Below are 14,163 nucleotides of genomic sequence, written 5' to 3'. Positions count from 1 at the left end.
GGTGTAGACAGTCGCGCTGTACTCACGGCAGGATAACGCTCACTGTGAGTGCTCGTGATGACAACCGAAAGCTCCTCGTCCTGGCGGTTGACGATGAGCTACCCGGCCTTGACCAGCTCCGGCACTGTCTCGAGTCGAACGAGGTGGTCGGCCGGGTGATACCCGCTGTCGACGCGTCCGAGGCGCTGCGGCTGCTGGGATCCGAGGACGAGGACATCAACCGGCGTAAGGATGCCGGCCTGCCGCCGGTCGACGCGGTGTTCGCCGACATCAACATGCCCGGGTTGTCAGGGATGGAGATGTCGCGGGTGTTCGCGTCGCTGAACCCCGCACCGGTGCTGGTGTTCGTCACCGGCTACGCGAGCGAGGCCGTCGATGCGTTCGATCTCGGCGCGGTCGACTACGTGCTGAAACCGGCCAGGCAGGAACGGATCGACAAGGCGATCGGCCGCGTGCTCGAGAAGCTCGACTCGCAGCCCGCCCGCACGCCCGGTGGCGGCGCGGCCGGCGAACCGGTCGTCGACGATGCGACCGGGGGCGACGAGGAGGTCATCCCCGTCGAGCTGGGGGGCACGACCAAGCTGATCCCCCGCTCGTCGGTGCGGTGGGTCGAGGCGCAGGGTGACTACGCACGGCTCTACACCACCGAGGGCAGCCACCTGGTGCGCATTCCGCTGGCCCAGCTGGAGGAACGCTGGGGCGGGGCCGGGTTCGTGCGCATCCACCGGTCGTACCTCGTCGCGCTGCCGCTGATCACGGAACTGCGCATGGCCCAGGGCGGTTACCAGGTCGTGCTGGGCGACGAGGAGAAGGTGCTGCCCGTGTCCCGGCGGCACACGCGGGCGCTCAAGGACAAACTGGTCGGCTCCTCGCGAGCGGGGTGACGCGCCGTGGGGGACGCGACGGACCCACCGGAGCCGGCGGACAGGCCGGGTGGCATCCGCGAACCGGATCCGACGCTCGGCAAACCTGCGCAACCGTTCGCGCCCGAGCCGGTCGTGCAGCGGCCGTCGCAGCGGTCGCCGGAACCACGGTCGTCCCGGTCGGGGCCCTCCCATGCGGCGACATCGCACTCGGCGTCCCGAGCCGCGGCGTCCCGAACCACGGAGTCTCGTGCCTCCGAACCCCGCGCCTCCGAACCCCGGCAGCCGCGGATCCGCAGGCAGCGTGTCGTGCTGGCCGAGCCGAGCCGGTCGTCGACGAGCCTGCGCGCGCGGGTCGAACTCGAGCAGCAGACCAGCTGGGGCGAACTGCTCATCAAGGACCTCGTGAAGGTGCAGCTGCGCACGGCGGTGCTGCTCGGGCTGCTGGTGCTCGCGGTGTTGTGTGCGATCCCGGCCGTGTTCTACGTCGCGCCCGCCGTCACCGAGCTGCGTCTCGCCGGCCTCCCACTGCCGTGGCTGCTGCTCGCCGTGGCGCCGTTCCCGCTCATGTTCGGCGTCGGACTGTGGTACAACCGGCTGGCCGAGCGGCGCGAGCGGGACTTCGTGAACATGATCGAGAACTGACGCCGAGCCGCCGGGAGACTCCGCGAGGAAGGCGTGCGTACAGGTGAACCCGTGGGCCCTGGTCAGCGTCGCGCTGGTCGTGGTGGTGACGTTCTATCTCGGTCACCGCACCTCGCGGTTCGCGCGCAGCACCCATGACTTCCTCGTCGCCCGCCGTACCGTGCGCTCGCGGCGCAACGCCGCGGCCATCGCGGGCGAGTACATCTCCGCGGCCTCGTTCCTCGGCGTCGCGGGACTGGTGCTCAAGGAAGGTGCCGACGCGCTGTGGTTCCCCATCGGATTCACGGCCGGGTTCCTCGCGCTGATGCTGTTCGTCGCGGGGCCGCTGCGCCGGTCGGGCGCGTACACGCTGCCGGACTTCATGGAGGCGCGGCTGTCCTCACCGACGCTGCGCACCGCGTCGACGTGGTTCGTGGTGTTCATCGGCGTGCTGTATCTGCTGCCGCAGCTGCAGGGCGCGGGCCTCGCGATGACGATGATCATGCCCGCACCGGCGTGGGCAGGATCGGTACTGGTCACGGTGGTGATCGCCTATAACGTCATGGGCGGCGGCATGCGCGCCATCACGCTGCTGCAGGCGTTCCAGTACTGGTTCAAGCTCTTCGCGATCGCCGCGCCGACGTTCGTGCTGTGCGCGGTGTTCGTCACCGGCGGTGCGGGCGCTCCCGGGTCGGCGGGCAGCCTCGACGAACCCGCAGCGCCGAACTTCGCCGCGCGCACCGCGGTCACGGTCGACACGGACGTGACCCTGCGCGTCGACAGCCCGACCCGCGTGCACGTCGACGACGGCTCCGGCGACGCGGGCTGGACCACGTGGCGCGCCGGCTCCGAGCACACCGTCGACGCGGGCGCCGAGCTGACGTTCCCCGGGGGCTCGGCCGTCCCGACCGTCGACCAGGCGAAGTCGGCCAACATCGACTGGCTCCTGCCGAGCACCGACCTGACCGGGCTGCTGTCGACGTACTCGCTGCTGCTGGCGCTGCTGCTCGGCACGATGGGCCTGCCGCACGTGCTGTCCCGCTTCTACACCAACCCCGACGGGAAGGCCGCCCGGCGCACCACCGTGCAGGTGCTGCTGCTGCTCGGGCTGTTCTACCTGTTCCCCGTGATGCTGGGGATGCTGTCGCGGATGTTCGTCCCGGAGCTGTTGATAACCGGCGACACCGACGCGGCCGTGATCGCACTGCCGACGGCGATGCTGTCGGGCGTGACGGGGCAGATCCTCGCCGCGCTCCTGGCCGCGGGTGCGTTCGCCGCGTTCCTTTCGACGGCGTCCGGCCTCGTGTCCAGCATGTCCGGGGTGATCGCCACCGACCTGCTCGCGGGCAAGGTGCGCGACTACCGGGTGGCGAGCGTGGGCGTCGCGGCCGTGTCCGTGGCGCTGGCCGTGACGCTGCCGATCGACGACCTGGCGTTGAGCGTGGGCATGTCGTTCGCACTGGGCGCGTCCACGTTCGCGCCGCTGCTCGTGCTCGGGATCTGGTGGCGGCGGCTCACGTGGCTGGGCGCGATGGTCGGCATGTGCACCGGCGGCGGTCTCGTGCTGCTGGCGGTGGTGCTCAACGCGGTGTCCGCCCACACCGGCGGCTGGGCGCCGTGGCTGGTTCAACAGCCCGCGCTGGTCACCGTGCCGGTGGCGTTCGGCCTGACCGTGCTCGTCAGCACCGCCACCTCGAGTCGTGTCCCCGAGGACGTCGGCGCCGTCATGCTGCGACTCCACGCACCCGACCCGCTGGGCTTCATGCGGGACCGCGCCGTGCAGCGATTCGGGCGCGCCGAGGAACACACCCGCACCACGCAGGGCCGCCACCGCAAGTAGCGGCTGATGCCCCCGGCCGGTGCCCGCCGCGTGGGTGGGGTCTCGCTCCTACGCGGGAGTGACGCGGTTCGTGCGACGATGGGGCCGTGGTGAACCCAGCCGAGATCCCGACGACACGCGTGTCCGAACTGCCCGCCGACGGCGCGGTGCTGCTCGACGTCCGTGAGGCCGACGAATGGGCCGCGGGTCACGCACCCGGCGCGGTGCACATCCCGCTCGGCGACCTGCCGGCCAGTACCGACAAGCTGGCCGAACTGCCCGACGACCGTCCCGTGTACGTCATCTGCCGCACCGGTGGTCGGTCCGCGCAGGCGACGGCGTGGCTCAACGCGGCAGGCCTGGTCGACGCCGTCAACGTGGCGGGCGGCATGAAGTCCTGGCAGACCGAGGGCCGCGCGCTGGAAACCGATCACGACGCGGCGGAACCCGAGGTGCTGTAGCCGCGATGCATCCGGGTAGGTACCCGAACCGGCAGCAGGGCAGGCAGCCGAGGCCGAGCGTGCGGTGGGTCGCGACCGTCCCGCCGGGCGAGGCCCGCCCGCGCCCGCGCGGGCGGCGCAGGCCGTACACCGGCCCGCCGCGGTACCCGTCCCCGCCGCGCTGGGGTTTCCCCAACCTCGTGTGGCGCCCGTCGACGGCGGTGCCAGGAACCGCGTCCGGAGGTATGCAGCCCCGCCAGCGGCTGCGTTCGACCAGCAGGAACGCTGTCACGCTGCTGATCGCGCTCGCCGCGTTGGCGGGGCTCGCAGCGATCGCCGAGGTCTGGCGGTACGTGCTCCTGCTGCAGAGCCGTACGTCGGCGCTGAGCCCGGCGGTCGTGGGCACGTCGGACGCGTTCGTGCTGGCATTCGCACTGATGACGCCGATCATGGCGCTGCTCGCCGTGGGTGCGGCGCTGTGGTGGCTGTTCGTCGCACGGTCGGTGGCCGCGGCCGACGCGGGGCAGGACGTGCCCCGGCCTGCGTGGCAGGTGCTCGTCGGCACACTCGTACCGGGCATGAACGTGCTGCTGGCCGGACCGATCATCGCCGAGTTGGAACACGCGGCGTTGCGCAGGCCCGCCCACGAGCGGCCGCGGCCGTCGCGGCTGGTGCTGGCCTGGTGGGCGACCTGGTGCGCCAATTTCGTCCTCGCCGTCGTCACCGTCGTGTGGCGGCTCCGTGACGGGGTGCAGGCCGACGCCGACGGCGTGGTGCTCAGCGCGCTGACCGATGCCTGCGCCGCTGGGCTGGCGATCGTCACGGTGGTGCTCGTCAACCGGATCACCCGACTGTTGTCCCCGGTCGACGCCGACGTGCTCGCGCTGCGACAGGTCGTCAAGGTGGCAGGCGCCCCCGAACCGGATCGACGTCCCCGCCCGGAGACCTCGACCCGCTGACGGCTCTTCCGCTGTGGGCGTTTCTCACGCGGCCGGCACCGTCACCGGGAAGTCCCGCAGACCGCGGATGACGAACTCCGCCCTGCGCTGCGGTTCGCGGGCGAAGCGCAGCTCGGGCAACCGGGTCACGAGGGCCTCCAGTGCCGCGGCGATCTCGATCCGCGCCAGCGGGGCGCCCAGGCAGTAATGGATGCCACCGCCGAAACCCAGGTGCGGGTTCTTCTCCCGCGTGATGTCGAGCCGGTCCGGCTCCTCGAACACCTCGGGGTCCCGCGCCGCAGCCCCGAGCAGCGCCGCGATCTTCCCACCTTCGGGGACGGCGAAGCCCGCGATCTCGACGTCGGCGGTGGCCGTGCGCTCGAACAGCTGCAACGGCGAGTCGAACCGGATCAGCTCCTCGGTCGCCGTGTCGGCCAGTCCGGGGTCGGCGACCAGCAGATCCCACTGGTCGCGGTGGGCGAGCAGCGCCCGCACGCCGTTGCCGATGACGTTGACGGTGGCCTCGTGCCCGGCCATCAGCAGCAGCACGGCGGTCGCGACGGCCTCGTCGCCCGTCAGCTCACCGACCGCCAGATGACTCAACAGGTCGTCGCCGGGCGAGGCTGCCCGCTCGTCGACCAGGCCGCGCAGGTGGCCGGCGAACGCCTCGGCTGCGCGTTCGGCCTCGGCCCGCTTGTCGTCGGGCAGGCCGTACTCGTACATCTTGACGATCGCGTTGCTCCACTCGACCAGCTGCGGTCCCGCCTCCTCGGGAATGCCCAGCAGCTCGGCGATCACCGCGACCGGCAACGGCTGCGCCAGGTGCTCCAGCAGATCGGCCTCGCCGTCCTCCCGGATCGCGGTCGCCAGCGTGTCGACCATTCGTGCGGCCAACGCCTGCACCGTCGGCCGCAGCCGTTCCACGTGCCCGCGCGCGAACGCCGACTGCACGAGCCTGCGCAACCGGGTGTGCGCAGGCGGTTCGTTCTCCAGCAGCGAGTTCCGGTGGAGCATGTTGAACGAGGCGAACTGTTCCAGCGGCGTGGCGTCCGTCCAGATGCGGCCCAGCGATCGGTTGCGCAGCACGGCTGAGGCGGCCTCGTGGGAGACGGCCACGGCGAGCCCGAGGCCGTCGTGGTGGTGGACGCCGCCGGTGCGGCGCAGGCGGGCGAATTCGGGGTACGGATCGGCGAGGAAGGCCGGGTCGGCAGGATCGAACACCCGCCGACCGTAGCCGAATCGCCGGTCGAGTAGCGTTTTCCGCCAGGCGAATCATGACCGGGAGGCGAGCGCAGTGGGCAAAGCCGCGCGGAAGAAGGAGCGCAAGGAGAAGGTCCGCGACGTATTCGTCGGGCGGCCGTTCGAGGGCCTGGCGGCGGAGCCGGAGCTCATCGCGATGCGCGAGTTCGTGCCGTCCGCGACCGCGACGCTGCCGCTGGCCGGCGAGCACAGCGACCGCACGGTGACGATCGCGTCGGTGCTGCCCATGGCGGCGGCCGCGTTCGTGCGCGGCGACGGCGAGGTGTACGTCGGACTGCAGGTGCAGACCCGCTCCGGCGACATCAGCCGTGACCTGGGCAGGGCGTTGTCGTGGGCGCTGACCGCGCAGCCGGGGCAGGTGCTGTCGGTCGCCGACACCCGCAGCCCCTCGCAGCCGGGCGAGCGGTTGCAGGATCTGCTCGACCCCTCGGCCGAACTCGACGTCCAGGTGCACGAGGACTTCTCCTGGTGGCTGCCCGAGGGCGAGGAACCGACCGGCGAGGTCGCGATGTCGCTGCAGCGCGCCAACGAGGCGATCATGCCGACCGAACGTCTCGACTCGGGCGCCTACTGGGTGCTGGCCGGGGAGAAGGCGCACCTGCGGTGGGTGTGGCCCGCCGAGGAGAACCGCCTGATGCAAGCGCTTGCGCGCCTGTCGGCCGCGGGCACGCTGACGCTCGGCGAGGACACGAAGTTCGCCGGTTCGTTCCGGGCGCACGGGCTGCTGGTTCCGGTGTGGGACCTCGACCCGGAGGCACACGCCCGCGAGTGGGTCGAACCAGCCAAGGCGCTGGGCACGCGACTGCAGGAGGCGTTCGCCTCGCTCGACGACACACCGCTGGACGCCGCCGAGCGCCGCGCCCGCGACGGCCTGATCGGCCGCCAGTTCACGCTGCGTTGAGTCGGGTGCGGCGATGATCCTCCACATCTGTCCCGAGGCCGACTGGGCCGCGGTCCCGGGCGACGGCGAGTACCGGCCCGCCTCGCTCGACGACGTCGGGTTCGTGCACTGCAGCGATTTCGGCACCGTGCAGTTTCCGGCCGAGCGTGTGTTCGCCGGCCGCACCGACCTGATCCTGCTCGTGATCGACCCGGCCCGCCTCGACGTCCCGTTGCGCTGGGAGCCCGCCGATCCGCCCGAACCGGGTGCACCGTGGTTCCCGCACGTCTACGGTCCGATACCGGCCGCTGCTGTCACGCGAACCTGCGCGTTCCCGCCCGAACTGGACGGAACGTTCCGACTGCCGAAGGCGCTGCACGAGTATCCGGCCTGACAGGGCGGCCGTGCTCGCCGCGGCATTCGGCCCCGGCCGGGCGCCGCTGCGGGCGCGGACGCAGCGGTTCGGACACGGCAGCGGTCCGGACGCGGCAGCGGTTTGGACACGGCGGGCGGGTTGAAGTGAGGGAGGACGTTCGTGGCGAACGACCTCACGGGTTTCGGCGACTTCGTCGAGGCCAACCTGACCGGGCTGATGCGCTACGGGCACGCGCTGACCGGCAACCCGCACGACGCCGCCGATCTGGTGCAGACGGTGCTCGAGAAGGTCGGCTCGCGCTGGGCGAACGTGCAGCGCAAAACCGCCGACCCGGTCGCCTACGTCCGCCGGTCGATGGCCAACGCCCACATCAGCCGCTGGCGCAAACTCAGGCGGGAGAACCTCGTCGCTGAGCTGCCGGAGACCGGCGCGGCGACGCCCTCCGACCCGTTCGAACACGAACCGCTGTGGCAGGCGCTCAAAGATCTGCCGCCGAGGCAACGTGCGGTCGTCGTGCTGCGTTATTACGAGGGACTGTCCGAAGCCGAGATCGCCCGTTCGCTGGGCGTGTCGGCCGGGACGGTCAAGAGCCAGGCCAGCAAGGCGCTCGCGACGCTGCGCGGGCGGCTCGGTGAGGACGATCCGGAGGCAGCGGGGAGGGCGGCGGTGTATGACGGGCACGGGTGACGACCGCGACGACCCGGAGGTCCGTGAGGGGCTGCGGCGGTTGTTCGGCAGCGCGGAACTCGGTGCCGGTCGGGCACCCGACCCCGGTGCGATCGTCGCCGGTGCCGGCCGTCGCAGGCGGAGGCGCGCGACGTTCAGTGCTGGCGCGGGTGTGTTCGTGATGGTCGGTGCCGTGGCAGGGGGACTGGCACTGGCGGGGGCCGGCGGCGAGCCTCGCCCCGGCGACGTCGCGGTTGCTGACCGTTCCAGCGGCATCGTGCACTCGAGCGGCGCTCCGGCATCGGACGACGAGGGCCCGCGCAGCGAACAGATGACGTCGGAGGCGCCGACGGTGACGCGGGAGTCCCGGCCGAGTTCCCCCGTGAGTGCACCCCCGGCGATACCGACGTCGACACGGCCGGGCCCTTCGCCCGCGGATCCGCCGCCGGGGACGAGCACCGAGGCGGGCGAACCGCAGCCACCACCCACACTCGGACAATCGGGGAAAGAACCCCTGCACCTGCTGATGACCTACGACGAGGCGGTGTCCACCGGCGCGATGGATCCCGGAGAGGGGCCGCCCGCTCAGGGTGAATGCCGCTCGTACGAGGTGGCCGACCCCGCGATCTCGCGGGTCGCCGTCCGCGGCGGGCACGGCATCGTGCGGTTCCAGGCCGACGCCGCGCAGACACCGGAACGCATCGTCGTCGGGTCGTCGTGGGAGCAGTTGAACCGCGCCTACCCGGAGCTGCAACGCTCTGACGACGGCCGGTGGGCGCGCGAGAACCCCGAAGCGGATTCCCGGTACGTCTTCGGTGTCGAGGCCGACGAGGTTGTCACGCTGCGGCTGACCGTGCCGAACCCCGACGTCAGCTGCTGAGAAGCGGCCGTACCGTCGCCCGGCTGCGAACGGCCCACTCGCCGGGAGCGAGCCACTCGCCGGGAGTCAGCTGCTGCCGGGAGTGGGCCGCTGTCGAGAGTGGGCCGCTCGCGGGGAGCGGGCCCGGCCGTACGGGCGTGGGCTAGTCCGGCGCCACACCTCCGGGCGGACCACCTCCGCCGGACGGCCCACCCTGGCCGGAGGGCCCGCCTCCGCCGGAGGGCCCACCCTGGCCGGAGGGCCCGCCTCCGCCGGACGGACCGCCTCCACCGGACGGACCGCCTTCGTCGGAGGGGCCCCCGGAGGAACGCTGGCGTTTGCCACGCCGCCGAGCGCGGGACAACGTACTGATCGGGGTGCGCTTGTCCGCCCGGTTCCAGATTCCGGTCGTGGTCGACAGTGCATAGTCGATGCGGTCGTCGACCTGCTCCCCGAAGTGCCGGTCGAAGTCCTGAGACAGTTCCCCGGCGAGTTCGCGGCGGTAGATGCGCCGTTCGGCTCTGATGATCGCGCGGTGCTCGGAGTTGAGCGCCTTGTACAACGCGACCGCCATCGCCACCAGCACGACGGCGAACGGCAGCCCGGTGGAAACGGCGCCGGCCTGCAACGCGGACAACCCTTCGTCGCCGCCCGCGAGCAGCAGTCCGATGGCCACGAGTCCCTCGAGGGATGCGAACAGCACGCGACTCCAGATGGGCGGGTCGGGGTGCCCTCCGGAAGCGAGCATGTCGACCACGAGCGAACCCGAGTCCGAGGAGGTGACGAAGAAGATGACCACCAGAATGATCGCGATGACCGACAGGATCAGTCCCAGCGGCAGGTTCTGCAGCGTGTTGAACAGTGCCTCCTCGGCGACCACTCCGCCTTCGGGCACGAGGTCACCCTGCCGCTGCTGTTGGTCGATGGCCGTGCCACCCATCACCGTGAACCACAGGAAACCGACGAGGGTGGGCACGAGCAGCGCGCCGGCGACGAACTCACGGACCGTGCGACCTCGTGAAATACGCGCGATGAACACGCCTACGAACGGGGCCCAGGCGATCCACCAGCCCCAGTAGAAGATCGTCCAGCTGCCTGCCCACTCGATACCCGCGTCGCCGGTGTAGGCGAACGCGTCGAACGTCAGCGGCAGCACGTTGGCGAGATAGGCCCCGAGCGACTGCACGAAGTCCCTGGCCAGGAACAGTGTCGGTCCGAGCAGCAGGACGGCGATCAGGAACACCCCGGCCAGCGACAGGTTGAAGTTCGACAACCAGCGGATGCCACGGCCGATCCCGCTGACCACCGACACGATCGCGACCAGGGTGATGGCCACGATCAGCACGACGAGCAGCAGATTGTTCGCCTCGTCGACCACACCGATCTCACTGAGACCGCTGGCGACCTGGGTCACGCCGAGTCCGAGCGACGTCGCCACACCGAACAAGGTCCCGACGATGGCCAGCACGTCGATCACGTCGCCGGGCCAGCCCTTGACCTTGTCCCCGAGCAACGGTTCCAGCGCCCAGCGGATGGACACCGGGCGGCCTTTGCGGTGAATTGCGTAGGCGAGCGAAAGGCCGACGATGACGTACACGGCCCAGGGGTGGAAACCCCAGTGCAGGAACGTCTGCGCCATGGCTTGCGAGGCGAGTTCGGCGGAACCGCCGTCGACACCGGGCTTCGGGTCGGAGTAGAAGGTCAGTGGCTCGCCGACCCCGTAGAACACCAGGCCGATCCCCATGCCTGCGGCGAACAGCATGGTGAACCAGGAGAACAGCCCGAACTCGGGCTCCTCCCCGTCCTTGCCGAGGGTGATGTCGCCGAAGCGGCTGACCCCGAGGAAGATCGCGAAGAGTACGAATCCGGCGATGGCCAGCGTGTAGAACCAGCCGAACCCGGTGACGATCTCGCCTTGCACCGAGTTCCACAGGTTTCCGGCCGTTTCGGGCGCGATGATGGAGAACAGTGCGATAGCCGCGACGACGATCAGGCTCGGCCAGAAGACGGAGGGGGCGATCCCACCTCGTCCCAGCCGAACGCCCTGTCTGCGGAGCTCGTCCTCGATCTCGTCATGGGTGGCGTCGGCCTGGGCGATACTTCCCTCGACGGCCTGGCCGGGTGGGGCCGGTTCCTCGCCGGAAGGTCCGCCGTGACCGCTGTTTGACTCGCTCATGGTGCCCCTGCTTTCCGTCGACCACGTCGTCAGCCGAGCGCAGATGCTCCTTGTGTCCGAAACCTACGGTGGCGGTGGAAACACGACTGGTCAAGTCGAAAGGGGGCGATGTTGTTACCTCGTTCGGTTCGGGCGACGGATGAGTGGGCCGCCGGTCGTCCCGGTGATCGCCTTGGCCGGGGACGGAGATCGGCTAGGAGCGAATGTTGTGGTGAACCGTGGCAACCGCCGAATGCGGACGAAGCCGGGTCGTCTTTCCCGTGGTTCGCAGTTAGCGTGCCGTGAGGTGAGCCTTCCCTCATGGAATTTGCGAAGAATGCGAAAAGGGCGGCGCTTCCGCTCGCGGTTGATCCGTGATCAGGATCGACCGCGAGGGGCGCCGCCCCTTCCGGTTCTAGAACGCTGCGTGTGCCACGACGGGAAGCGTCAGAGCTTGCCGCCCGCGACCTCCGGCATGTCGTCGTCGGCGTCGTCGCTCTGCAGGTGCTTGTGCACGAACCGTTCGACCTCGAACAGGTTGCCGTCGGCGCGCTCGAACACGTTCACGAGCGTGCTCATCGTCGCGACCTCTTCGACCTGCTCCTTCAGGAACCACTGCATGAACTGTTCGCCGAGGAAGTCGTCCTCGGAGCGGGCGGCCTTCGTCAGCGTCTTGATGTCGCTGGTGACCTCCTTCTCCTGCTCCAGGGCCAGCTCCGCCAGCTCCTTGGCATTGGAGAACTCGTTGCGCACCTCGCCCGTGCTGGGGATCGTCACGTGGTGGTCGGTGTCCATCATGTACTGCACGAGCGCCATGGCGTGGTTGCGCTCCTCGATGGCCTGCGCGTAGAAGAACTTCGCGAGCTCGGGCAGGTCCTCGTTGTCGAACCACACGGCCAGCGCGGTGTACTGCTGCGAGGCGTGGAACTCGTTGTGGACCTGACCCTGCAGCAATTCGTAGAACTTGGAACGCGGCTGCTGGGAATTCTGCTTCTTCGTCGTGGTGGGCATGCATTCAATGTACGCCCCGGGTTCTACTTTTTTCCACCCGGGGGCTGGTGATCCGGAGCGCATTTGCCTACAATTCCTTAGCCAAGGATGAGCTAAATAAATTAAGCCTCACCTAAGTTCTGGAATTTACTTAGGTGAGGCTTAATTACGTCTCAGTCTGTCGATTGTCCCTCATTCGGGGAATGAATCACGGTCCGCGATGGGCATCCCGCTGAGAGATCACCGGTTCGGGGTCGGTCGGTGGTCGCCGCGAGCGCTTCCGGCCGTTGGGGGCAGGCTCCCCGGTCGCGGTGGTTCATCCCGGCAGGCACTGTTCCGGCAGTCGCCACGCGAGCGGCGCCGCCTCGGCGGTCGCTGCACCCCGGCCGCCGCCCTGAGGGGGCTTCACTCCGGCGGCCGCCGACTCCGAGCGCGCTCCCGGCAGGCACCGTCCCGACAGGCCCGTTCCGGCACCACCGTTCGCGCCACCGTTCGGCCGTCACCGTTGCGCGGCCCCCGGCGTCACCGGTCCTGTGGCACCGTCCGGCCGTCTCCGTCCCGGCTGATTCCGGCTCCGATCACCGTTCCGGTCGTCGCCGCCCCGACGTCACCGCTCCGGTGGCCGCGGTGCGGCGGCCACCGGAGCGGGAGCGCGTCGATGCGGGAGCGCCGGTGCGGGAGCGCCGATGAGGGTGTTCAGGACGCGCTGGGCAGTGGGCCCCTGGCGATGGGGCAGGACATGCAGCGCGGGCCGCCGCGTCCCGAGCCCAGTTCGGAACCGGCGATGGCCAGCACCTCGATGCCCGCTTCCTCCAGGCGTGCGTTCGTCTGGGTGTTGCGCTCGTAGCCCACGACCACGCCGGGCGCGAGCGCGAGCGTGTTGTTGCCGTCGTCCCACTGCTCCCGCTCGGCGGTGACGGGATCGAGGCCGGTGTCGATCACGCGCAGCCGATCGATGCCCATGGCGGTGGCCGCGGCGTCGAGGAACGGTTCCGGTCCGTCCACGCGCAGCTCCCGGGCGCCGTCGGCGGCGACGTCGTCACCCGGCCGCATCGTGTAGGCGACGAGCGAGTCGCGCGCGAGCGGGTACATGACGACCGCGTCGGGGCCGATCATCGTGCACACGGTGTCCAGGTGCATGGTCGCGCGGTTCTGCGCGATCGGGACGGCCAGCACCGTGTGCGCGATGCCGTCGGCGAACACCGACCTCGCGAGCGACTCGGCGCCCGCGGCCGTCGTCCGTTCGCCGACGCCCACGGCCAGCACTCCCGGCGCCAGCAACAGCACGTCGCCGCCTTCGACCGGAGCCGAATGCGCGCCGTACGCACGCGAGGCACCGCGGAACCGCGGGTGGTACGCGTACGCCAGGTCCAGCAGCGCCGTTTCCCTGCTCCGGGCGGGCATCGCCAGCGACGAGATCGCCACCCGGTCGGCGATCCATGCGGACGAATCGCGCGTGAACAGCAGGTTCGGCAGCGGATCGACCACGAAGTCGTGCGCGTGGTGCATCTTCCGTACGAGTGATGCGCCTTCGGAGGCAGGCAGCTCCTCGAACGTCATCCCACGCATCAGCGTTTCGCGCAGCGCGCCCGCGCCGAGGCCGGACAGGTGGGAGCGCAGCGCGTCCGCCAGCTCGCTGCCGAGTCGGCGTTCATCTACCGCGGCGTGCACCCCTGCGGCGTGCGCCCGTGGATCGGCCAACGATTCGCCGAGGACGTCGGCGAGCAGCAGCACCTCCACGCCACGTGAGGCGAGCACCTCGGCGAACGCGTCGTGTTCCTGTTGGGCACGTTCGACCCACGGGATCGAGTCGAAGAGCAGCTGGTCGTTGTTGCGCGGTGTGAGCCTCGTGAGCTCGCCGCCGGGCCGGTGCAGCAGGACCGACCGCAGCGGGCCGACCTCGCTGTCGACGCCCGGGGCGATCGTCGTGGTGTCGTCCGTGCCCGGGCCGGTCATCGTGTTGGCTGTGTTCGTCACGCGCGTGAGCGTAGTCACCCGGCGGGCGTCAGCTCCCGGTTTCGTGGTGCGCGCTCCGGGTAGGGACCCCAGCCGTACTCGGCGACGACCGAGGGCACGGTCGTGAACACCCAGTTCTCGACACCGCCGCCCATGATCTCGGCGTACCGCTCCGCAGCCTCCCGGTTCGCGAACCTGATCTGCTGATCGCGCAAGGCCCGGTGAGTGATCTTGCAGGCCATCTCCATCCCCTCCGACACAGTCCTTTCCGTCTTCGGCGGCGGCGCTGCCCGTCCGCCTGCGTTCCCCACTCGATCGCCACCTCCCGGCGGCGCCG

At 70.4% G+C, this 14,163-nt stretch carries 14 protein-coding genes; 9 read left to right on the top strand and 5 right to left on the bottom strand.

The window, feature by feature from the left end:
• Positions 1-32: 32 nt before the first annotated feature.
• From FB384_RS07370 to FB384_RS07350, 5 genes are all read left to right on the top strand, one after another.
• Positions 33-884, top strand: a complete 852-nt coding sequence (locus FB384_RS07370) for a LytR/AlgR family response regulator transcription factor (protein WP_183785120.1) — start codon at positions 33-35, stop codon at positions 882-884.
• Positions 885-890: 6 nt separating this feature from the next.
• Positions 891-1,508: a hypothetical protein gene (locus tag FB384_RS27280; RefSeq protein WP_183780626.1), complete on the top strand. Its 618-nt coding sequence runs from the start codon at positions 891-893 to the stop codon at positions 1,506-1,508.
• A gap of 43 nt (positions 1,509-1,551) precedes the next feature.
• Positions 1,552-3,327: a sodium/solute symporter gene (locus FB384_RS07360; protein WP_258936460.1), complete on the top strand. Its 1,776-nt coding sequence runs from the start codon at positions 1,552-1,554 to the stop codon at positions 3,325-3,327.
• 89 nt (positions 3,328-3,416) lie between these two features.
• Complete coding sequence (locus tag FB384_RS07355) at positions 3,417-3,767, top strand: rhodanese-like domain-containing protein (RefSeq protein WP_183785117.1); 351 nt, start codon at positions 3,417-3,419, stop codon at positions 3,765-3,767.
• Between the two features lie 5 nt (positions 3,768-3,772).
• Positions 3,773-4,705 carry a DUF4328 domain-containing protein gene (locus tag FB384_RS07350; protein WP_183780623.1) on the top strand — a complete coding sequence of 311 codons (933 nt, stop codon included), beginning with the start codon at positions 3,773-3,775 and terminating at the stop codon, positions 4,703-4,705.
• A 24-nt stretch (positions 4,706-4,729) separates the two neighbouring features.
• Here the strand turns inward: FB384_RS07350 and FB384_RS07345 are convergent, their stop codons facing one another.
• Complete coding sequence (locus FB384_RS07345; protein ID WP_183780620.1) at positions 4,730-5,905, bottom strand: cytochrome P450; 1,176 nt, start codon at positions 5,903-5,905, stop codon at positions 4,730-4,732.
• A gap of 73 nt (positions 5,906-5,978) precedes the next feature.
• Here FB384_RS07345 and FB384_RS07340 point away from each other — a divergent pair, with 73 nt between their 5' ends.
• The 4 genes from FB384_RS07340 (at position 5,979) to FB384_RS07325 (ending at position 8,746) form a co-directional block, all read left to right on the top strand.
• Positions 5,979-6,845 (top strand): DUF5926 family protein, encoded by an 867-nt coding sequence (locus FB384_RS07340; RefSeq protein ID WP_183780617.1) that lies wholly within the window; start codon positions 5,979-5,981, stop codon positions 6,843-6,845.
• A 13-nt stretch (positions 6,846-6,858) separates the two neighbouring features.
• Entirely contained in the window at positions 6,859-7,218 is a 360-nt protein-coding gene (locus tag FB384_RS07335) for a DUF952 domain-containing protein (RefSeq protein WP_183780613.1), read from the top strand.
• 141 nt (positions 7,219-7,359) lie between these two features.
• Positions 7,360-7,887: a SigE family RNA polymerase sigma factor gene (locus FB384_RS07330; protein ID WP_183780610.1), complete on the top strand. Its 528-nt coding sequence runs from the start codon at positions 7,360-7,362 to the stop codon at positions 7,885-7,887.
• Positions 7,871-8,746 carry a hypothetical protein gene (locus tag FB384_RS07325; protein WP_183780607.1) on the top strand — a complete coding sequence of 292 codons (876 nt, stop codon included), beginning with the start codon at positions 7,871-7,873 and terminating at the stop codon, positions 8,744-8,746. Before FB384_RS07330 ends, FB384_RS07325 begins: the two co-directional genes overlap by 17 nt.
• A 142-nt stretch (positions 8,747-8,888) precedes the next feature.
• Here the strand turns inward: FB384_RS07325 and FB384_RS07320 are convergent, their stop codons facing one another.
• The 4 genes from FB384_RS07320 to FB384_RS07305 form a co-directional block, all read right to left on the bottom strand.
• Positions 8,889-10,901, bottom strand: a complete 2,013-nt coding sequence (locus FB384_RS07320) for a BCCT family transporter (protein WP_183780604.1) — start codon at positions 10,899-10,901, stop codon at positions 8,889-8,891.
• 426 nt (positions 10,902-11,327) lie between these two features.
• Positions 11,328-11,891, bottom strand: a complete 564-nt coding sequence (locus tag FB384_RS07315; RefSeq protein ID WP_183780600.1) for a ferritin — start codon at positions 11,889-11,891, stop codon at positions 11,328-11,330.
• Positions 11,892-12,566: 675 nt separating this feature from the next.
• Positions 12,567-13,826, bottom strand: a complete 1,260-nt coding sequence (locus FB384_RS07310) for an arginine deiminase (RefSeq protein WP_183785115.1) — start codon at positions 13,824-13,826, stop codon at positions 12,567-12,569.
• Positions 13,827-13,861: 35 nt separating this feature from the next.
• Entirely contained in the window at positions 13,862-14,068 is a 207-nt protein-coding gene (locus FB384_RS07305) for a hypothetical protein (RefSeq protein WP_183785113.1), read from the bottom strand.
• Positions 14,069-14,163: the final 95 nt, after the last annotated feature.

This window comes from Prauserella sediminis, assembly GCF_014195435.1.
GTDB lineage: Bacteria > Actinomycetota > Actinomycetes > Mycobacteriales > Pseudonocardiaceae > Prauserella > Prauserella salsuginis.
This window is presented reverse-complemented; position numbering and strand designations above follow the sequence as displayed.